Below are 21,260 nucleotides of genomic sequence, written 5' to 3' on the forward strand. Positions count from 1 at the left end.
TTTGCTGAAGATCGGAAAGGCCCGGCGGGAAACCGCCGGGTCTTTTTTGTGGGCCTATCGCGCGGAGCGCTGCTTGAGGCCGGGCGCTGATGTGATGCGTGGAGCGCTCAGCGCTGCGGTCGGCTGCGCATGGCGAAGAAGGCCCACAGGGCGTCGTTGTCGGCGACCCAGCTGTGGCCGCCGCCTGACGTGATGCGGCCCACGACGTCGGCGCCGTTGCGGCAGGCGGCGTAACCTTCCTCATAGACCTTGTCGGCGATCCAGCGGGTGTCGCGCACCTGGGTGCAGCCGTTCAGCTGGGCCCAGCGCTGTTCGGCGGCATGCATGGTGTAGCTCCAGTAGCCTGCGCCGCCGCCCCGGATCGGATTAGTCGTGTCGGCGTCGCCGGCGAAGGCGATGACCGGCATGGGGCGCGAAGGGCGGCAGGTGGCGGGATCCGGCTCCTGCGGGCGGTCCTTTCTCGGGGTGCCGGCGCGCAGGCCGACGACCGGGGCGATGGCGGCGAAACGGTCGGCGGCGACGCAACCCAGCCACGACGCCATCCGCCCACCGCCCGATAGGCCCGTCGCATAGATGCGGCTGTCATCGACGCAGCCCTGGTCGGCCAGATAATCGATGGCCCCCGTCAGATAGGCGACGTCGTCCGCATCGCCGTGACCGGGAATCCTGCCGGTGACGGTCGGCACGCCGGGGATGTTCCAGACGAAACCTTGATCGATCGGAATGCCGGCATCGGGCGCGGCGACAATGAAGCCGTGCCGATCCGCCGCCTCAGCCAAGCCGGAAGACACCAGCATCTTCTCTCCCGTGCCGCCGCTGCCGTGCAGCAGGAAGACCAGAGGCGCCGGCTTTGCGGGGTCGAAACCAGCAGGCAGGTGGATGAGCATCGTGCGTCCACTGCGGCCGATGGCGACGGCCTGGGTCGCGCCCGCCTGTCCGATGTTGCAGGGGCCGGCCGCGTGCGCCGACGGGCTGAAGATCATCAGGCCCATCAGGGCGGCGAACAGACCGAACCAAGGCTTCATGCGATGTCGTCTCCGCTGATCGAGGCCGACAGGGTGGGGTGTTTTCGGTAGCGAGGCCAGTCTTGAGCGGCGCCGTGCGGCTTCCCATCTGTGGACACCCCAAGACGGAGCCATCCCCTATGAAAATTCTGCTGGTGCTGACGTCGCACGACCAACTCGGCGACACGGGCAAGAAGACCGGCTTCTGGCTGGAAGAACTGGCGGCGCCCTATTACGCGCTGAAGGATGCGGGCGCGGAGATCGTGCTGGCCTCGCCCAAGGGCGGTCAGCCGCCGCTGGACCCCAAGAGCGACGACCCCGACGCCCAGACTGACGACACGCGCCGGTTCAAGGCCGACGCTGAAGCCCAGGCCGCCCTGGCCTCGACGGTCGTCCTGTCGTCGGTGAAGGCCGAGGATTTCGACGCCGTCTTCTATCCCGGCGGCCACGGACCGCTGTGGGATCTGGCGAACGACGCCGATTCCATCGCCCTGATCGAGGCCTTCGCCAAGGCGGACAAGCCGACCGGCTTCGTCTGTCATGCGCCAGGGGTGCTGAAGTTTGTGACCGGGCCGGATGGCAAGCCGCTGGTCAACGGCCGCAAGGTGACCGGCTTCACCAACTCCGAAGAGGAGGCCGTGGGCCTGACCGATGTGGTGCCGTTCCTGGTCGAGAACGTGCTGACCGCCAACGGCGGCGACTACTCCAAGGGGCCGGATTGGGGCTCCTATGTGCTGACCGACGGCAAGCTGGTGACCGGGCAGAACCCCGGCTCGTCGCACGCGGCGGCCGAGGCGTTGCTGAAGTTGCTGAGAGCGTAAGGAAAAACTGTCTCCTCCCCGCGATGCGGGGAGGGGGACCGCGAAAGCGGTGGAGGGGTTCTTGGAGTCCCACTGACCTAAAGAGCCCCTCCGTCGCGACGCGAAGGCGCGTCGCGCCACCTCCCCACAGAGTGGGGAGGAGACGGTCCCCAGAGTTAGCGCCGGCGGGGCGCGAGGATGTCGGACAGGCGATCCGGCGCGCCCTCGATCCGCTCCAGGCGGGGGTAGCGCAGGCCGTCGTGGTAATCGAAGGCCACCGTGCGGAAGCGATCGCCGGATTTCACCAACAGTTCGATCGGGGCGTCGGTCCCTTTCGCCGCCGTGACGGCGTCGCGCAACACCTCGGCCGAGCCGGCCTTGCCGTTGACGGCGACCAGGCTCCAGCCGGCGCCGAGGCCTTGCTCGAAGGCGGGCCCGCCCCAGCGGATGTTGGTCAGCTTGTCGCCCGACAGGGTGAAGCCCAGCGAATACTGGAAGTCGTTGGCCCAGCCGCTCTGGACCGACTTCTCCGCCGCCGAGGGTGTGTCGGTGTAGGTCAGTCGCCAGCCGCCACGCTCGATCCCGGCCAGCGGCGCGCGGGCGTCGGGACCGACGGCGTCCAGACGGGTGCGCAGGAAGGCGGCCCAGTCGTGGGGATAGACGGTGTTCAGGGCTGCGACCACATCCTCGAACCTGTAGCCTTGCGGCGCCCATTCGCCGTCGTCGTGACCGAAGAAGCGCCTGGCGAAATCATCCAGCGACTTGCGGCCATTGGTGCCCTCGCGGATCAGGGTGTCAGCGTCCAGCCAGACCAGCAGGCTTTCGCGGTAATAGTCGCCCGTGCCGCGCATCCATGAGGTGAACTGGCCCGGCACGCGATAGCCCAGCAGATTGTGATTGTTGGTGTCCTGCAAGGCGCGCCACTGGCGACCTGGCTGCTGGTCATAGAAGGCGGCGACGCTGGCCAGGGTGGCCAAGGCCACGTCCTTGGAATGCAGGCCAGAACGGGCGGCCAGCACATCGCCCCAGTATTCGGTCTGACCTTCATAGACCCACAGCAGGGTATTCTGGGTCGGGACGTTGTGATTGGCGGTCAGCTCATCCGCCGGACGCATGAACTTGCCGTTCCAGGAGTGGGTGTATTCGTGGGGCAGCAGACCCCGATCGCCGGCGCTCTTGGTCCAGTTGGTGAAGAAGTCGGGCGCGCCGGTGTTCTCGGACGAGCGATGATGCTCCAGCCCGATGCCGCCCATCTGATCGGTCAGGGCGAACAGGAATTCGTAGTTGTCGAAGTGACGGGCGCCGAACAGGCGGTCGGCCTGCTGAACCATGTTCTCGAACAGTTTCAGCTGGTCGTCGGTGGCGGCCAGACCCTTGGCCTCATCGGCCAGGATGTTCAGGTGGACGCGCTCGCCGCTGGGGTCGATGTCGACGCGGCGATAGTGCGCGCCCGCGAAGATGGGGCTGTCGATCAGGGTGTAGAGGTCGGTCGGGGCGAAGGCCGCCACGTCGCCGTCCTGAGACGCCGTGGTCAGGGCGGTGCCGTATTTCCAGCCGGCGGGCAGGACCACCGAGGGGGCGACCTGGATCTGGCGGCTGAAATAGCCGGCCGGATAGAGGATGGCCTTTTCCCACTGCAGATTGACCATGGCCGGAGTCATCAGCACGCGCCAGTTGGAGCCGTCCGGCTGGGTCAGTTGCTGGAACTGCACGTCGATGCTGGTCACGCCCTCCGGGATGTCGAGGTGGAAGGCGTAAGGGTCCAGCGTGTCGCGCAGCCACTCGATCCGCTGGCCGTTGGCGGTGACGGTCAGGCCGGACAACAGCTGGATCGGGCCGGTGGCGGCGTGGTTGCCGGGCAGGAACTTCGGATAGAGCAGGGTCAGCGGGCCCGGGCTGGCGACCGGGATGGTCTGGCTGACGCGGATGATGCGGCGGTCCAGGTCGGTGATATCGGCGCGGTACTGGATCACGCCCGGATAGGGCTTGTCCTGGGGCGCCGGGATGGCCGGCTGGGCGCGGGGCAGGGCCAGCGGCGCCTGGGTCGCATCGATGACGACCGGAGTGGACTGGAAACTCTGGGCCAGAACTGGCGAAGCGGCGGCCGTCATTAAGACGGCGAGGCAGGCGGCGGTCGGGCGGGTACGCGGCATTCGGTCATCCGGTTCGGCGAAGGAGCCGCACCGTCGGGGGCGAGGGGCGATGCGTCAAGCGCGGCGTTGTGTCTCCTCCCCATGAAATGGGGAGGGGGACCGCGAAGCGGTGGCGGGGCTCTTGAAGTCTCACAGGCGCCTGCGAGGCGGTGAAGAGCCCCTCCGTCACGGCGCTGAAGAAGCGCCGCGCCACCTCCCCACGCAGTGGGGAGGACACGTATGTGTTCGGCGTTCTAGCGCCGACGCGGCGTCAGGATGTCGCCCAGGCGGTCAGGTGTGCCGGGGATGCGTTCCAGGCGGGGGTAGCGCAGGCCGTCGTGGTAGTCGAAGACGACGGTGCGGTATTGCTCGTCGTCCTTGACGATCAGGGTGATAGGCGTCGAGGGATCCTTGGCCGCGGTGACGGCCTCGTTCAGGCGTTCGGCGCTGGCGGCCTGCCCGTTGACGGCGACGATCTCCATCCCGGCGGCCAGGCCAGACTTGAAGGCCAGACCGTCCCACTGGACGCTGCGAATCTTGTTGCCCTCGCCGGTCTGGAAGCCCAGCGAATAGGTGAAGTCGTTGCGTTTCAGCTCGGAGTACAGGGTCTTCATATAATCGGTGGGCTTGTCCGTGAAGGCCAGCCGCCAGCCGCCGCGCGCCAGACCGTCCAGTGGGGCGCGGGCCTCGGGGCCGTCGGCGTCCAGGCGGGTGCGCAGGAAGGTCGCCCAATCGTTGGCGACGACGCCGTTCAGGGCCGCGACCACATCCTCGAACGTATAGGGGGCGGGCGTGTAGCTGCCGTCCTGGACGCCGTAGAAGGCGCGGGCGAAGTCGTCGAGCGACTTCCGGCCGCCGGTCTTCTCGCGGATCGTCGTGTCGACGTCCAGCCAGATCAGCTGGCCCTCCGAGTAGTAGTCTTCGTCGCGCTGCCACGACAGCCAGCCCTTGGGCTGGCGCTGGCTGATGATCGGGTCGTTGGTCGTGTCCTGCATCGCGCGCCATTCGCGGCCGACGCGCGTGTCGAACGTCGCGGCGGTCATGGCCAGGGCGTCCATCGCCTGTTGCTTGCTGAGCAGGCCCGAGCGGGCGGCGATCACCTGGCCATAGTACTGGGTCTGGCCCTCATAGACCCACAGCAGGCTGTTCTGCAGGGGCGAGTTGAAGTTGGGCACATACTGGTCGGCGGGGCGGCGCCATTTACCGTCCCAGGAGTGGTTCATTTCGTGGCTGAGCAGGTCGCGGTCGGACAGATGGGTGTCCCAGCCGGTGAAGAAGGCGGGATCGACCGAGTTTTCCGAACTGCGGTGATGCTCCAGCCCGATGCCGCCGAGCTTGTCCGTCATGGCGATCAGGAAGTCGTAGTGGTCGAAATGGCGCGCGCCATATAGGCGGTCCATCTGATCGACCAGATTGCGCAGGATCTGGATCTGCTCGTCGGTGGCGTTCAGGCTGTCGGACTTGTCGGCAACGATGTTGGCGCGGACGGGCGAACGGCCGCCGGGGTTCAGATCGATCTGACGATAGTGGACGCCGGCGAAGACCGGGCTGTCGATCAGGACTTCCAGATTGACGGGCTTGAAGGTCTGGACGTCGCCAGCCTTGCTTTCGGGCTCCAGCGCCGTGCCGAACTGCCAGCCCGCGGGGAATTTCACCGTGGGCTGGACCGTGATGTTCCGCGACCAATGGCCGGCGGGATAGAGCAGCATCTTCTCCCACTGGATGTTCAGCATCTCGGGCGTCATCGTGATGCGGCCCTGATTGCCGGTCGTCGGCGACAGGTGCTGCAGGGTGATGTTCAGCGCCGTCGCACCGGCCGGGACGACCACGTGGTAGGCGAAGGGATGCAGGGTGTCGCGAACCCACTGCACCCGCTGGCCGTTCGCCGTGATCTCGATGCCGGCCAGCTGCGCGATGGGGCCGACGGGGCCGTGGTTGCCCGGCAGCCACTCGGGGAAGAACAGGGTCATCGATCCCGCCTGGGCGACCGGGATCGTTTCCTTCACCGCAAAGATGTGCTGGGCCAGGTTGGTGGCGTCGACGTCCAGGGTGATGACGCCGGGGTAGGCGACGTCCCGCGCTTCAGGAATCGCGGGCAGGGGCGCGGGCAGGGCGGGCGGCGTGGTCGAGGCCTGCTGCGCCAATGCGGCCGGGGCGGTCGAGACGAGCAGAAGAGCGAGGCCGAGAGGGGCGGCGCGCAGGCAAGAATGGATCATCGAGGACTCTTCAGGCGACTGGGGGAGCCGCGACAGTCCGACGCAGGGGGCGGGGCGTCAAGCGTCAGCGCTGATCCGAAATTGCACTGAACCCCGAAAACGCGTGCAAAATGCAAGGGCGTGCAATTCGGATCAGTCCTCCTCCATCGGACGCAGGGGCGGCGTGGTGGGCAGGTTGTGCTGTCGTTTCGGGTCGTTGGCCATGCCCCGGTAGTAGCGCACAGCATGGTCATCGATCTTGGCGATGGCCTCCAGATCCTTGTGCAGCCGGGACCAGCCCCGCGCCTCGATCAGCTTGCCGTCGATCATCGCCCGTGAAGCATTGGCCCAGGCCAGACGCGCCATGTCGGCGGCGTTGCAGGGCAGGCGCTGGTCTATGGCGTCCAACTCATAGGCGTCGAGCGGTTCGAAGACCGCGCCGTGCGGCTGGTCCGAACGGCGCCAGCCCTCCGTGCTGGCGCGCCAACGGAAGGTCGACAGGCTGAGACCGTGGCGCGCGCAGACCTCCTAGGCGAACCCCCCGGCGAGATAGTCTTTGCGGGCGGCGGCCCAGGTTGCGGCGGACCGTCGGGTCCAGTCGGGCGAATTCGGATTGGGATCGGAGATGTCATCGGCCATGCCGCCCATGATGCGGGCGGCGTCGGCTATGGCCGGAACAATGACGCTTCGAGCGCCTAAGTCGTTGAATAGGCTGCGTTCAGGTTGTCGAAATAGGATGGAGCGGTCGCCAGCCATCCTGTTTCGGTCTTCAGCCCGGCTTGACGTCCAGCAGTTCGACCGAGAAGCGCAGGGTCGAGTTGGGCGGCAGTTCGTCTCCGCCGACCCAGCGCGAGCCGTAGCCCAGTGAGGCGGGGATGACGAACTCATAGATTTCCCCGACGCGCATCAGGGCCACGCCCTCGGTCCAGCCCTTGATGACGCGGTTCAGCGGGAACTCGGCCGGTTCGTTGCGGGCGTAGGAACTGTCGAACTCGCGTCCGTCGATGAACGTGCCGCGATAGTGGACCTTGACCGTGTCGGTCGCCTTCGGCTGAGCGCCCTCGGGGTGGGCCTTGCCGACGCGGCGATATTGCAGGCCGCTTTCGGTGGTGGTCCAGCCGCGCCGCGCGCCGTTCCAGGCGAGGTAGGCGGTATTGCCGGCGTCCCAGGCCTGCTGCGGCGTCAGGGCCCCCTGGCCATTGACCTGATCGGCGGCGCGCGCGGCGGCCGAAGCCGTCTCGGCATAGGTCACCGGCGCGCGATGGGTGGCGCAGGCGGAAAGGGCGAGAGCGGCAAGCAGGGGCAGGACGATACGTGTCATAAGGCGACGCTAGATCAGGCCTTCGTCGCTCGCAATGAGATTGGTCGGCTCTGTCGAAAAGGTTCCCTAAGGCCTTTATTTCGTCGCGAATGCGCGTATATGTGCGCGCTCCGCAACACTCCATATGAGTCTGCGCGCAAGCGCCGAGGCCCGGTCCGTCGCCCTCCGACCGAGCGAAGGCGCGGCTCCTTCCCAGGGAGCCCGTACATTTCAGGCGTCCTGGCCCGGCAGCGGGCCGAGGGTGGATGCCGAAACCCTGGCTGCGGACGCGGAAACGCGCGCCGTGGCTGCTGCATTTCACGCACGCCTTCCCCGGGGCGTGCGCCATGGGAAACACTGAATGACTGACGTCGCCCACGATCTCGCCATCAACGGTCAGATCGCTTCCGCCACCTCGTTCACCGGCAAGAAGCGCATCCGCAAATCCTTCGGGCGTATCCCTGAAGCGATCGCGATGCCGAACCTGATCGAGGTTCAGCGCGCTTCCTACGAACAGTTCCTGCAGCGCGAGGTCCGTCCGGGCGTCCGCAAGGAGCAGGGCATTGAGGCGGTCTTCAAGTCGGTGTTCCCGATCAAGGACTTCAACGAACGCGCCATCCTGGAATACGTCTCGTACGAGTTCGAAGAGCCGAAGTACGACGTCGAGGAGTGCATTCAGCGCGACATGACCTATGCCGCGCCGCTGAAGGTCAAGCTGCGCCTGATCGTGTTCGAAACCGACGAGGAAACGGGAGCCCGTTCGGTCAAGGACATCAAGGAGCAGGACGTCTACATGGGCGACATCCCGCTCATGACGGACAAGGGCACCTTCATCGTCAACGGCACCGAGCGCGTGATCGTCTCGCAGATGCACCGTTCGCCGGGCGTCTTCTTCGACCACGATAAGGGCAAGACGCACTCGTCGGGCAAGCTGCTGTTCGCCGCCCGCGTGATCCCGTACCGCGGCTCGTGGCTCGACTTCGAGTTCGACGCCAAGGACGTGGTCTATGTCCGCATCGACCGCCGCCGCAAGCTGCCCGCCACGACCTTCCTGATGGGTCTGGGCATGGACGGCGAAGAAATCCTGAAGACCTTCTACGAGACCGTGCCTTACGAGAAGCGCGGCGAGGGCTGGGTCACGCCTTACAAGGCCGAGCGCTGGCGCGGGGTTAAGCCGGAGTTCGACCTGATCGACGCCGACACCGGCGAAGTGGTCGCCCAGGCCGGTCAGAAGATCAGCGCCCGCGCCGCCAAGAAGCTGGGTGAGACGACGACCTCGCTGTCGCTGGCCGCCGACGCCCTGGTCACCAAGTATCTGGCCAATGACGCCGTCAACTTCGAGACCGGCGAAATCTTCGCCGAGGCCGGCGACGAACTGGACGCCCCGACCATCGAAGTGCTGGAGCAAAACGGCTTCACCACCATCGAAGTGCTGGACATCGACCACGTCACGGTCGGCGCCTACATGCGCAACACCCTGCGCGTGGACAAGAACGACAACCGCGAGGACGCCCTGTTCGACGTCTATCGCGTGATGCGTCCGGGCGAGCCGCCCACCCCGGAAGCCGCCGAGGCCATGTTCAACTCGCTGTTCTTCGACAGCGAACGCTACGACCTGTCGGCCGTCGGCCGGGTCAAGATGAACATGCGTCTGGAAAGCCCCGAGGTCTCCGACGAGATCCGCGTCCTGCGCAAGGAAGACGTGCTGAAGGTGCTGCAGATCCTGGTCGGCCTGAAGGACGGCCGCGGCGAGATCGACGACATCGACAACCTGGGCAACCGCCGGGTCCGTTCGGTCGGCGAGCTGCTGGAAAACCAGTACCGCGTCGGTCTGCTGCGCATGGAGCGCGCCATCAAGGAGCGCATGTCCTCGGTCGATATCGACACGGTCATGCCGCACGACCTGATCAACGCCAAGCCGGCCGCCGCCGCGGTTCGCGAGTTCTTCGGTTCGTCGCAGCTGTCGCAGTTCATGGACCAGACGAACCCGCTGTCGGAAATCACCCACAAGCGTCGTCTGTCGGCGCTTGGCCCGGGCGGTCTGACGCGTGAGCGCGCGGGCTTCGAAGTCCGCGACGTGCACCCGACCCACTACGGCCGCATCTGCCCGATCGAAACGCCGGAAGGCCCGAACATCGGCCTGATCAACTCGCTGGCCACCCACGCGCGCGTCAACAAGTACGGCTTCATCGAGAGCCCGTACCGTCGCGTGAAGGACGGCCAGGCCCAGGGCGAGGTGGTCTACATCTCGGCCATGGAAGAGTCGAAGTACACGATCGCTCAGGCCAACATCGAACTGAAGAATGGTCAGATCGTCGAGGACCTGGTTCCCGGCCGGATCAACGGTGAATCCCAGCTCCTGAACAAGGACGCCGTGGACATGATGGACGTGTCGCCGAAACAGGTCGTTTCGGTCGCTGCGGCCCTGATCCCGTTCCTGGAAAACGACGACGCCAACCGCGCGCTGATGGGCGCCAACATGCAACGTCAGGCCGTGCCTCTGGTGCAGTCGGACGCGCCGCTGGTCGGCACCGGCATGGAAGCGGTCGTGGCCGTGGACTCCGGCGCCGTCGTGGTCGCCCGTCGTGACGGCGTCGTCGAACAGATCGACGGCACCCGGATCGTCGTGCGCGCCACCGGCGACGTGGACGCCGCCCGCTCTGGCGTCGATATCTACCGCCTGTCGAAGTTCCAGCGTTCGAACCAGTCGACCTGCATCAACCAGCGCCCGATCGTGCGCGTGGGCGATCAGGTGAAGGGCGGCGACGTCATCGCCGACGGTCCGTCGACGGACCTGGGCGAACTGGCTCTGGGCCGCAACGCCCTGGTCGCCTTCATGCCCTGGAACGGCTACAACTTCGAAGACTCCATCCTGATCTCCGAGCGCATCGTGCGCGACGACGTCTTCACCTCGATCCACCTGGAAGAGTTCGAAGTCGCCGCCCGCGATACGAAGCTTGGCCCTGAGGAAATCACGCGCGACATCCCCAACGTCGGCGAGGAAGCCCTGCGCAACCTCGACGAAGCGGGCATTGTGGCCATCGGCGCCGAGGTCCAGCCGGGCGATATTCTGGTCGGCAAGGTCACGCCGAAGGGCGAAAGTCCGATGACGCCGGAAGAGAAGCTGCTGCGCGCCATCTTCGGCGAGAAGGCTTCGGACGTGCGCGACACCTCCCTGCGCCTGCCGCCCGGCGTCGCCGGCACGATCGTCGACGTTCGCGTCTTCAACCGTCACGGCGTCGACAAGGACGAGCGCGCCATGGCGATCGAACGCGCCGAGATCGAACGTCTGGGCAAGGACCGCGACGACGAGCTCAAGATCCTCGAGCGCAACGTCTATGGCCGCCTGAAGCCGCTGATCGTGGGCAAGAACGCCGTGTCGGGGCCCAAGGGCATCGGCCGCGGCGAACTGACCGACGAGAAGCTGGCCGAGGTCAGCCGTGGTCTGTGGTGGCAGATCGCCCTGGACGACGAAAAGGCCATGGGCGAGCTGGAAGCGATGAAGCGCCAGTTCGAGGATGCTCGCAAGCAACTGGACCGTCGTTTCGAAGACAAGGTCGAGAAGCTGCAGCGCGGTGACGAACTGCCCCCCGGCGTGATGAAGATGGTCAAGGTCTTCGTGGCCGTGAAGCGCAAGCTTCAGCCCGGCGACAAGATGGCCGGCCGTCACGGCAACAAGGGCGTCATCTCCAAGATCCTGCCGATCGAGGACATGCCGCACCTGGAAGACGGCACGCACGTCGACGTCGTTCTGAACCCGCTGGGCGTGCCTTCGCGCATGAACATCGGCCAGATCTTCGAAACCCACCTGGGTTGGGCCGCCGCCGGTCTGGGCAAGCAGATCTCCGGTCTGCTGGAAGCCTGGCAAGCGGGTGGTCAGAAGCAGGCGCTGATCGATCGTCTGACGCATATCTACGGCGAGGAGACCCCTCTGCCGCAGGATGAGGAAGAGCTGATCGAATTGGCGAAGAACCTGTCCAAGGGCGTACCCTTCGCGACCCCGGTCTTCGACGGCGCGCACATTGGCGACATCGAGCGTCTGCTGGAAGAGGCGGGGCTGAACAAGTCGGCCCAGTCGATCCTGTACGACGGTCAAACCGGCGAGCAGTTCAAGCGTCCGGTCACGGTCGGCTACATCTACATGCTGAAGCTGCACCACCTGGTCGACGACAAGATCCACGCCCGCTCCATCGGCCCGTACTCGCTGGTCACCCAGCAGCCGTTGGGCGGCAAGGCGCAGTTCGGCGGTCAGCGCTTCGGGGAAATGGAGGTCTGGGCTCTGGAAGCTTACGGCGCCGCCTACACCCTGCAGGAGATGCTGACGGTGAAGTCCGACGACGTGGCCGGCCGGACCAAGGTCTACGAGGCCATCGTCCGTGGCGACGACAGCTTCGAGGCCGGCATTCCCGAGAGCTTCAACGTGCTCATCAAGGAAATGCGTTCGCTGGGTCTGAACGTGGAGCTGGGGAATTCGTGAGACGTGACGCGTGAGTCGTGACTGGGCCGATGCTCGTCACGACTCACGATTCACCCATCACGGCGCCGTTCCCCCTCTGAAAAGATTTGACGCAGCCTTGGGCTGCAGAAGGAAACCAAGATGAACCAGGAAGTCCTGAACATCTTCAACCCGGTCCCGGTCACCCCGACCTTCGACCAGATCAAGATCGCCCTGGCCTCGCCCGAGAAGATCCGTTCGTGGTCGTTCGGCGAGATCAAGAAGCCGGAAACCATCAACTACCGTACGTTCAAGCCCGAGCGTGACGGCCTGTTCTGCGCGCGTATCTTTGGCCCGACCAAGGACTACGAATGCCTGTGCGGCAAGTACAAGCGCATGAAGTATAAGGGCATCATCTGCGAGAAGTGCGGCGTCGAAGTCACCCTGGCTCGCGTTCGCCGCGAGCGCATGGGTCACATCGACCTGGCTGCGCCGGTCGCCCACATCTGGTTCCTGAAGTCGCTGCCCAGCCGCATCTCGCTGATGCTGGACATGGCGCTGAAGGACGTCGAGCGCGTCCTGTACTTCGAGAACTACATCGTCACCGAGCCGGGCCTGACCCCGCTGAAGCAGAACCAACTGCTGACGGAAGACGAGTTCTATCGCTACCAAGAAGAGTTCGGCGATGACGGCTTCACCGCCGAGATCGGCGCCGAGGCCGTCCGCAACCTGCTGATGGGCATCGACCTGAACGCGGAAGCCGAAAAGCACCGCGCCGAGCTGGCCGACAATCCCTCGGAAATGAAGGCCAAGAAGGCGTCCAAGCGCCTGAAGCTGATCGAGGCCTTCCTGGAATCGGGCAACAAGCCCGAGTGGATGATCCTGACGATCGTGCCGGTCATCCCGCCGGAACTGCGTCCGCTGGTGCCGCTGGACGGCGGTCGTTTCGCGACCTCCGACCTGAACGACCTGTATCGCCGTGTCATCAACCGCAACAACCGCCTGAAGCGCCTGATGGAGCTGCGCGCGCCGGACATCATCATCCGTAACGAAAAGCGGATGCTGCAGGAGTCTGTCGACGCCCTGTTCGACAACGGCCGTCGTGGTCGCGTGATCACGGGCGCAAACAAGCGTCCGCTGAAGTCGCTGGCCGACATGCTGAAGGGTAAGCAGGGTCGCTTCCGTCAGAACCTGCTGGGCAAGCGCGTCGACTATTCGGGCCGTTCGGTCATCACCGTGGGTCCGGAACTGAAGTTGCACGAGTGCGGCCTGCCCAAGAAGATGGCGCTGGAGCTGTTCAAGCCGTTCATCTATGCGCGCCTGGACGCCAAGGGCCTGTCGGGCACCGTCAAGCAATCCAAGCGCATGGTCGAGCGCGAGCAGCCCGCCGTCTGGGACATCCTGGACGAGGTCATCCGCGAGCACCCGGTTCTGCTGAACCGCGCGCCGACGCTTCACCGTCTGGGCATCCAGGCGTTCGAGCCCAAGCTGATCGAGGGCAAGGCCATCCGCCTGCACCCGCTGGTCTGCACCGCCTTCAACGCCGACTTCGACGGCGACCAGATGGCCGTTCACGTCCCGCTGAGCCTCGAGGCCCAGTTGGAAGCGCGCGTCCTGATGATGTCGACCAACAACATCCTGTCGCCCGCCAACGGCAAGCCGATCATCGTGCCGTCGCAGGACATCGTCCTGGGCCTGTACTATCTGTCGCTGGTCAAGGACGGCGAGCCGGGTGAAGGCAAGCTGTTCGCCAACATCGGCGAGATCGATGCGGCGCTGGACGCCAAGGTCGTCACCCTGCACACGCGCATTAAGGCGCGCTGGACGGAACAGGACGCCGAAGGCAATGAGGTGACCAAGGTCATCGACACTACGCCGGGCCGGATGAAGCTGGCGGCTCTGCTGCCGCGTAATCCGAACGTCGGCTACCGCCTGCTCGAGAAGAACCTGACCAAGAAGGAAATCGGCAATCTGATCGACGTGGTCTATCGCCACTGCGGTCAGAAGGCGACGGTCATCTTCGCCGACCAGATGATGGGCCTGGGCTTCCGCGAAGCCGCCAAGGCCGGCATTTCGTTCGGCAAGGACGACATCGTGATCCCGGCCAAGAAGGTCGAGCTGGTCGCCGAGACCCGCACCCAGGTCGAAGAGTACGAGCAACAGTACGCCGACGGCCTGATCACGCGCGGCGAGAAATACAACAAGGTGGTCGACGCCTGGTCCAAGGCCACGGACCGGATCGCCGACGCCATGATGGGCGAGATCGCGCAACCGCGCGTGCTGATCGAGGGTGAAAACCCCGACATCAACTCGGTCTTCATGATGGCCAACTCCGGCGCCCGTGGTTCGCAGGCGCAGATGAAGCAACTGGGCGGCATGCGCGGCCTGATGGCCAAGCCGTCCGGCGAGATCATCGAGACGCCGATCACCTCGAACTTCAAGGAAGGCCTGACCGTCCTTGAATACTTCAACTCCACCCACGGCGCCCGTAAGGGTCTGGCCGACACCGCGCTGAAGACCGCCAACTCGGGTTACCTGACCCGCCGTCTGGTGGACGTGGCGCAGGACTCCATCGTCACCGAGCAGGATTGCGGCTCGACGCGCGGCATCACACTGCGTGCGGTGATGGAAGGCGGCGACGTGCTGGTCTCGCTGGGTCAGCGCATCCTGGGTCGCTATGCGGCCGAGGACATCAAGGAGCCGGGCACCGATACCGTCCTGTTCCCCGCCGACACCTATCTGGTGGAAGAAGTCGCCGAGGCCGTCGAGGCCGCGGGCGTCCAGTCGGTCAAGGTCCGTTCGGCCCTGACCTGCGAGGCCGAAGCCGGGATCTGCGCCCACTGCTACGGCCGTGACCTGGCGCGCGGCACCAACGTCAACATCGGCGAAGCGGTCGGCGTCATCGCCGCCCAGTCGATCGGCGAGCCGGGCACCCAGCTGACGATGCGGACCTTCCACATCGGCGGTACGGCTCAGGTGGCGGAAACCTCCTTCATGGAGGCGACCAACGCCGGTACGGCCAAGGTCACCGGCCCGACCGTCGTCGCGGCCCACGGCGACCTGGTGGCCATGAGCCGCAACGTCATCGTGACCGTGGTCGTGGACGGCAAGGACCGCGAGACGCACAAGGCTCCTTACGGCGCCCGAATCCGCGTCAAGGACGGCGACGAGGTCAAGAAGAACCAGCGCCTGGCGGAGTGGGACCCCTACACCACCCCGATCCTGACGGAAGTTGGCGGCGTCGTGCGCTTCGAAGACCTGGTCGAAGGCCTGTCGGTCAAGGAAGAAACCGACGAAGCGACGGGCATCGCCCAGCGCGTCGTCAGCGACTGGCGCGCCAGCCCGCGCGGCTCGGACCTGCGTCCGGCCATGGGCGTCACCCTGGGCGATGCCTACGCCAAGCTGTCTTCCGGTTCGGACGCCCGCTATCTGCTGCCCGTGGGCGCGGTTCTGTCCGTGTCGAACGGCGATGAGGTCAAGCCGGGCGAGATCATCGCTCGCGTTCCGACCGAAGGCGCCAAGACCCGCGACATCACCGGCGGTCTGCCGCGCGTCGCCGAACTGTTCGAAGCTCGCCGTCCGAAGGACTGCGCGGTCATCGCCGAGATGGATGGTCGCGTCGAATTCGGCCGCGACTACAAGAACAAGCGTCGCATCAAGATCACGCCCGAGCCCAACGCCGACGGCGTGCAGGGCGAACCGGTCGAGTTCCTGATCCCGAAGGGCAAGCACATCTCCGTCCACGACGGCGATCTGATCCAGAAGGGCGACTACATCATCGACGGCAACCCGGATCCGCACGATCTGCTGCGCATCCAAGGCGTCGAGGCGCTGGCCGAGTATCTGGTGAACGAAGTGCAGGAGGTCTATCGACTGCAGGGCGTGCCGATCAACGACAAGCACATCGAAGTCATCGTGCGTCAGATGCTGCAGAAGGTGGAAGTGCTGGATTCGGGTGAAACCACCCTGATCCGCGGCGACACCGTCGAAGTCGCCGAAGCCGTTCTGGAAAACGCCAAGGTCGAGAAGCGTGGCGGCCGTCTGGCCACCACCCAGCCCGTCCTGCTGGGCATCACCAAGGCGTCGCTGCAAACCCGCAGCTTCATCTCGGCGGCGTCTTTCCAGGAGACCACTCGCGTCCTCACCGACGCCTCGGTCCACGGCAAGAAGGACATGCTGGAAGGCCTGAAGGAAAACGTCATCGTCGGCCGCCTGATCCCGGCCGGCACCGGCGCCTACCTGCGCAGCCTGCAGAAGATCGCCAACGAGCGTGATGCAGAACTGACCTCGGCCCTGGAAGAGGCGATCGAGCCGCTGCCGGCCGATCTGCAACTGGAGCTGGAGAGCAGCGAGAGCTGATCTCACGCTTCTCAAGCGAAGATACGAAGAGGGCGGCGCCGGCGACGGCGCCGCCCTTTTTCTATGCCTTGACGCGTGCTCGGATTGCTTTGAACTGAGCCAGGGTTGTGTAGAGGGCCGCCATGACGAAAGCTGACAAGGTGCTGTGGGGCCTAACGGCCGTGATTTTGTCGCTCTTCGTCGTCGTTGAAGCCAAGACGATGATGCTCAATCTCGGCGCGGCCATGCATGACGCCTATTGCCAGGATCACTGACCTCAATCTTTCCACCGCTCTATCGGGGCTGAAGCACCTGGCGTGATCGGTGCGCCGCCGGCCCGGTGGCCGTCGCGTCGGGTCTGGACGTTGCGGGTCGAGTCAGGCGCCAGCGAGGGATTCAACTGCGCGCCGGCGCAGCCTGTACCGAAGTTCGAGCCGACGCAGTCCGCCGGACCCACCACGCCGACGCCGCCGGACAGAGGACGACGGCGCGCCTCCCATTCGGCCAGACGCCGCGCCCCCTCGCGCGCAAAGGCGGCGTCGCGCTCGGGGTTGCCCGTGCCGGTGATCGGAGCGGCGTTCATTCCGCGTCGCATGGCGTCCTCGCGGCAATGGGCGCGCTCGGCGGCGTTGAGCTGTTGCGGCGTGGTGCAGCCGATCAAGCCCTGACGCAGGACACGGGACATGGCGCCGGCGCGATCGTTCGGATTGACCGTCCAGGCGCCCGGCGGCGTGGGCGCGCCCTGGGGCGTGGGCGCGGCGATCCGCGGACGGATCGGGGCAGGGCGACTGTCCGACGGCGTTGCCTGGCGCGGGGAGGGCGTCTGAACCGTCGGGCGCGCATTCTGCGCTGAGCGCGCCGTATCGTCGACTGCGGGCGCCTGGACCGGCGTTCTAGGCCGCTCGTCGCGCAGAAGGGGGCGGGGCGTAATATCGACGTAGATCGGCGGCTGTTCGGGCGCGACGACGTCGCCCTCTATGCCCAGGGCCATGAACGACAGGAAGGCGATCAGCGCGGTGTTGATCGCCACTGACGCCGTCGCCAGGCCCGCCTTTCGCCAAGCCAGGCGCCGCTCTGGTCGCGTCAGCTGTGCAAACGCCAATGCGTCTTCCCCCTTGATCCGATGCAAGCTGTGCTAGAAGCATGGCCGCTTTCGGGCCGACGGGTGATTGAGGATGAGCAAGGCGGCGCTGCTTGTAATGACGGCGGGACTGTTTGCACTGACCGCGTGTGCATCGCCGCCCGTCGCTGTGTTGGCCGGCGGAACTCCTGTGGTGGGCCGCAGTTTCACGCCTAACCCGGAGGACGGCTCGGTCACCGTGGAATGCACCGTCGCCCAGAACGGAACCCTATCGGCCTGCATCGTCATCTCAGAGACTCCTCCCGGACAGGGATTCGGTCAGGCTGCCCTCGACGTTGCGCAAAAGGCCAAACTGACGAACGCTCAATCCAGACCTGGCGGCAAGGTGCGCTTCACTACGCGTTTCCGGCTGGCGGATTAGCGCCGCCTTGACCTTCGCGCCCATCGGGCGTAGAAGCCGCCCACTTTCGAGGCGTGGCCGGTTCGCCGGTCGCTGAGATCGTGACAATCCAACGGACGGGCTGTGCCCGCCGGAACGCCCAAAGCGCGCGTTCCGGTTTTTCTGTTTGGGTGGTCGCGCGCTCAGTCTCGATGACACCCGGGCGAGGGGATGGTCCCCCGTTCACAAGAAGGCGAGAGGCGCTTCGGTCGAAAGACACACGCCTCCATCAGAAGTCGAGACGAGTTTCGAATGCCTACGATCAACCAGCTGATCCGCAAGCCGCGCAAGCCCAAGCCCACCCGCAACAAGGTGCCGGCTCTGGAGGGTTCGCCCCAGCGTCGCGGCGTCTGCACCCGCGTTTACACCACGACCCCGAAGAAGCCGAACTCGGCTCTGCGTAAGGTCGCCAAGGTCCGTCTGGCCAAGAACGGCTACGAAGCCGTGTGCTACATCCCCGGCGAAGGCCACAACCTGCAAGAACACTCGGTTGTTCTGATCCGCGGCGGCCGCGTGAAGGACTTGCCCGGCGTTCGCTATCACATCCTGCGCGGCGTTCTGGATACCCAAGGCGTCAAGGACCGTAAGCAGCGTCGTTCGCACTACGGCGCCAAGCGTCCGAAGTAAGCCATTCTTCTCCGGGCCGTCGCGCCCGGAGGCCTTTTCGAGATCTTCCCGGCGCTGGTCGGGCACTGCAAGGAATACCCCATGTCGCGTCGTCACCGCGCCCAGAAACGTGAAGTTCTGCCGGATCCCAAATTCGGGGACCTGATCGTCACCAAGTTCATGAACTACGTCATGTACGAAGGTAAGAAGGCCGTCGCCGAAAACATCGTGTACGGCGCCTTCGACATCCTGGCCGAGAAGAAGAAGGACCAGGAGCCGGTCGCGACCTTCCACGCCGCCCTGGACAACGTCTCCCCGTCGGTCGAAGTGCGCTCGCGTCGCGTCGGCGGCGCCACTTATCAGGTGCCCGTCGAAGTCCGTCCGGACCGTCGCCGCGCTCTGGCCATCCGCTGGCTGGTGAACGCCGCGCGCAAGCGTGGCGAGAACACCATGACCGAGAAGCTGGCCGCCGAACTGCTGGACGCCTCGAACAACCGCGGCACCGCGGTCAAGAAGCGTGAAGACACCCACAAGATGGCCGAAGCCAACCGCGCCTTCAGCCACTATCGCTGGTAACGCCTTCAAAGCGTCATCTACGCTGACTATCTAAGGGTTTCCGGCGCGGGCGGTTTAAGTTAAATCGCCCGCGCTCGCTTATCCGAACACCGACATCCTTCCGAGGGCGCACCTGAGCGTCCTGAAATTTTCAAGGCACGCTTTCATGGCCCGCACTCACAAGCTCGAGGACTACCGCAACTTCGGCATCATGGCCCACATCGACGCGGGCAAGACGACGACGACCGAGCGGATCCTGTATTACACCGGTAAATCCCACAAGATCGGCGAAGTCCACGACGGCGCTGCGACCATGGACTGGATGGACCAGGAGCAGGAGCGCGGCATCACCATCACGTCCGCCGCGACGACCGCCTTCTGGCAAGGCAAGCGTCTGAACATCATCGACACCCCAGGCCACGTGGACTTCACCATTGAGGTTGAGCGTTCGCTGCGCGTCCTCGACGGCGCCGTGACCGTGCTAGACGGCAACGCCGGCGTCGAGCCGCAGACGGAAACCGTCTGGCGCCAGGCCGACAAGTACAAGGTGCCGCGCATCGTCTACGTCAACAAGATGGACAAGATCGGCGCCGACTTCGACGCCTCGGTCGAGTCGATCCGCGACCGTCTGGGCGCCAAGGCCGTGCCGATCCAGTTCCCGATCGGCGCTGAGTCCTCGCTGTCGGGTCTGGTCGATCTGGTCCGCATGACCGGCGTGGTCTGGGACAACGACGGCCTGGGCGCTTCCTACAAGGACGTGCCGATCCCCGACGACCTGATGGACAAGGCGATCGCTGCGCGTCAGTACCTGATCGACAACGCCGTCGAGCTGGACGACGAGGCGATGGAAGCCTACCTCGAGGGCAACGAGCCCGACGAAGCCACCATCAAGAAGTGCATCCGTAAGGCCGTTCTGACCGGCGCCTTCTATCCGATCCTGTGCGGCTCGGCCTTCAAGAACAAGGGCGTGCAGACGCTGCTGGACGCCGTCGTCGACTATCTGCCGTCGCCGCTGGACATCCCGCCGACGCCGGGCATCGACTTCAAGACCGAAGAGCCCGTCGTGCGTAAGGCTTCGGACGAAGAGCCCCTGTCGGTCCTGGCCTTCAAGATCATGGACGACCCCTTCGTCGGCTCGCTGACCTTCTGCCGCCTGTATTCGGGCAAGATGGAAACCGGTCAGTCGCTGCTGAACTCCAGCCGCGACAAGAAAGAGCGCGTCGGCCGGATGCTGCAGATGCACTCCAACAACCGTGAAGACGTCAAGGAAGCCTACGCCGGCGACATCGTCGCCCTGGCAGGCCTGAAGGAAACCCGCACGGGCGACACCCTGTGCGACCCGATCAAGTCGCCCGTCATCCTGGAGAAAATGGAGTTCCCGGCGCCGGTCATCGAGATCTCGGTCGAGCCCAAGACCAAGGGCGACCAGGAGAAGCTGGGCGTCGCCCTGGCCAAGCTGGCCTCGGAAGATCCCTCCTTCACCGTCTCGACCGACCACGAGTCGGGCCAGACGATCCTGAAGGGCATGGGCGAGCTACACCTGGACATCAAGATCGACATCCTGAAGCGCACCTACAAGGTCGAGGCCAACATCGGCGCGCCGCAGGTCGCCTATCGTGAATCGCTGGGCCGCAAGGTCGACATCGACTACACGCACAAGAAGCAGACCGGCGGTACGGGCCAGTTCGCCCGCGTCATGATCACCTTCGAACCCGGCGAGCCGGGCTCGGGCTTCGTGTTCGAGAACTCGATCGTCGGCGGCGCGGTGCCGAAGGAATACATCCCCGGCGTCGAAAAGGGCCTGAACTCGGCCAAGGACAACGGTCTGCTGGCCGGCTTCCCGCTGATCGACTTCAAGGCGACGCTGACGGACGGCAAGTACCACGACGTCGACTCCAGCGTGCTGGCGTTCGAAATCGCGTCGCGCGCCGCCTTCCGCGAGCTGAAGGAGAAGGGTTCGCCCAAGCTGCTCGAGCCGATCATGGCGGTGGAAGTCGTGACCCCCGAGGAATACCTCGGCTCGGTTATCGGCGACCTGAACGGCCGTCGCGGCATGATCCAGGGTCAGGACATGCGCGGCAACGCCACCGTCGTGAACGCCTTCGTGCCGCTGGCCAACATGTTCGGTTATGTGAACACGCTGCGCGGCATGTCGCAGGGCCGCGCTCAGTTCACCATGCAATACGACCACTACGAGCCGGTGCCGCAACACGTCGCCGACGAAGTGATCAAGAAGTACGCCTAAGCTTTCCCTTTTCGGAAAGCCCGCCTATATGCGCCCGGACCGTAAGGACCGGGCGTCCTTAACCCCCAAACTGCAGGAACCCCGGTTCGGGGACCTTAGGAGCTAGAAAATGGCCAAGGAAAAGTTCGAA

Annotated in this window: 15 protein-coding genes; 8 read left to right on the forward strand and 7 right to left on the reverse strand. The window is 65.3% G+C overall.

What is annotated here, in order from left to right; all coding sequences use genetic code 11:
- Positions 1-107 precede the first annotated feature (107 nt).
- Positions 108-1,025 (reverse strand): alpha/beta hydrolase family esterase, encoded by a 918-nt coding sequence (locus tag B3T77_RS06180; protein ID WP_292078191.1) that lies wholly within the window; start codon positions 1,023-1,025, stop codon positions 108-110.
- Between the two features lie 119 nt (positions 1,026-1,144).
- On the opposite strand from B3T77_RS06180, the gene B3T77_RS06185 reads away from it, so the two are divergent.
- Entirely contained in the window at positions 1,145-1,825 is a 681-nt protein-coding gene (locus B3T77_RS06185) for a type 1 glutamine amidotransferase domain-containing protein (protein WP_292078192.1), read from the forward strand.
- 155 nt (positions 1,826-1,980) lie between these two features.
- Here B3T77_RS06185 and B3T77_RS06190 read toward each other — a convergent pair whose 3' ends face one another.
- From B3T77_RS06190 to B3T77_RS06210, 5 genes are all read right to left on the reverse strand, one after another.
- Positions 1,981-3,957 (reverse strand): M61 family metallopeptidase, encoded by a 1,977-nt coding sequence (locus B3T77_RS06190; protein WP_292078193.1) that lies wholly within the window; start codon positions 3,955-3,957, stop codon positions 1,981-1,983.
- Positions 3,958-4,190: 233 nt separating this feature from the next.
- On the reverse strand, positions 4,191-6,152 hold the full coding sequence (locus B3T77_RS06195) for a M61 family metallopeptidase (protein WP_292078194.1): 1,962 nt from the start codon (positions 6,150-6,152) through the stop codon (positions 4,191-4,193).
- A 132-nt stretch (positions 6,153-6,284) separates the two neighbouring features.
- Positions 6,285-6,539: a hypothetical protein gene (locus B3T77_RS06200; RefSeq protein WP_292078195.1), complete on the reverse strand. Its 255-nt coding sequence runs from the start codon at positions 6,537-6,539 to the stop codon at positions 6,285-6,287.
- Between the two features lie 120 nt (positions 6,540-6,659).
- Entirely contained in the window at positions 6,660-6,887 is a 228-nt protein-coding gene (locus tag B3T77_RS06205; protein WP_292078196.1) for a hypothetical protein, read from the reverse strand.
- Positions 6,888-6,900: 13 nt separating this feature from the next.
- Positions 6,901-7,452 (reverse strand): FKBP-type peptidyl-prolyl cis-trans isomerase, encoded by a 552-nt coding sequence (locus tag B3T77_RS06210; RefSeq protein ID WP_292078197.1) that lies wholly within the window; start codon positions 7,450-7,452, stop codon positions 6,901-6,903.
- A 340-nt stretch (positions 7,453-7,792) separates the two neighbouring features.
- On the opposite strand from B3T77_RS06210, the gene rpoB reads away from it, so the two are divergent.
- From rpoB to B3T77_RS06225, 3 genes are all read left to right on the forward strand, one after another.
- The gene (gene rpoB / locus B3T77_RS06215) at positions 7,793-11,908 is read left to right on the forward strand and encodes a DNA-directed RNA polymerase subunit beta (RefSeq protein ID WP_066551888.1); all 4,116 of its coding nucleotides are present in this window, start codon (positions 7,793-7,795) and stop codon (positions 11,906-11,908) included.
- Positions 11,909-12,028: 120 nt separating this feature from the next.
- The gene (gene rpoC, locus B3T77_RS06220; protein WP_055754901.1) at positions 12,029-16,225 is read left to right on the forward strand and encodes a DNA-directed RNA polymerase subunit beta'; all 4,197 of its coding nucleotides are present in this window, start codon (positions 12,029-12,031) and stop codon (positions 16,223-16,225) included.
- Between the two features lie 122 nt (positions 16,226-16,347).
- Positions 16,348-16,479 carry a hypothetical protein gene (locus B3T77_RS06225; RefSeq protein WP_255353850.1) on the forward strand — a complete coding sequence of 44 codons (132 nt, stop codon included), beginning with the start codon at positions 16,348-16,350 and terminating at the stop codon, positions 16,477-16,479.
- Positions 16,480-16,481: 2 nt separating this feature from the next.
- On the opposite strand, the gene B3T77_RS06230 is transcribed toward B3T77_RS06225, so the two are convergent.
- On the reverse strand, positions 16,482-17,234 hold the full coding sequence (locus B3T77_RS06230; protein ID WP_292078198.1) for a hypothetical protein: 753 nt from the start codon (positions 17,232-17,234) through the stop codon (positions 16,482-16,484).
- 145 nt (positions 17,235-17,379) lie between these two features.
- Between B3T77_RS06230 and B3T77_RS06235 the strand changes: the two genes are divergently transcribed.
- From B3T77_RS06235 to fusA, 4 genes are all read left to right on the forward strand, one after another.
- Positions 17,380-17,706, forward strand: coding sequence for a TonB family protein (locus tag B3T77_RS06235; protein ID WP_292078199.1), 327 nt, complete (start codon positions 17,380-17,382; stop codon positions 17,704-17,706).
- A 270-nt stretch (positions 17,707-17,976) separates the two neighbouring features.
- Positions 17,977-18,351, forward strand: a complete 375-nt coding sequence (gene rpsL, locus B3T77_RS06240; RefSeq protein WP_008260482.1) for a 30S ribosomal protein S12 — start codon at positions 17,977-17,979, stop codon at positions 18,349-18,351.
- Between the two features lie 81 nt (positions 18,352-18,432).
- Positions 18,433-18,906: a 30S ribosomal protein S7 gene (rpsG, locus tag B3T77_RS06245; protein ID WP_055754905.1), complete on the forward strand. Its 474-nt coding sequence runs from the start codon at positions 18,433-18,435 to the stop codon at positions 18,904-18,906.
- Positions 18,907-19,051: 145 nt separating this feature from the next.
- Complete coding sequence (gene fusA / locus B3T77_RS06250) at positions 19,052-21,130, forward strand: elongation factor G (RefSeq protein ID WP_055754906.1); 2,079 nt, start codon at positions 19,052-19,054, stop codon at positions 21,128-21,130.
- The last annotated feature ends 130 nt before the right edge of the window (positions 21,131-21,260 follow it).

Source organism: Brevundimonas sp. UBA7838 (genome assembly GCF_002500885.1).
GTDB lineage: Bacteria > Pseudomonadota > Alphaproteobacteria > Caulobacterales > Caulobacteraceae > Brevundimonas > Brevundimonas vesicularis_C.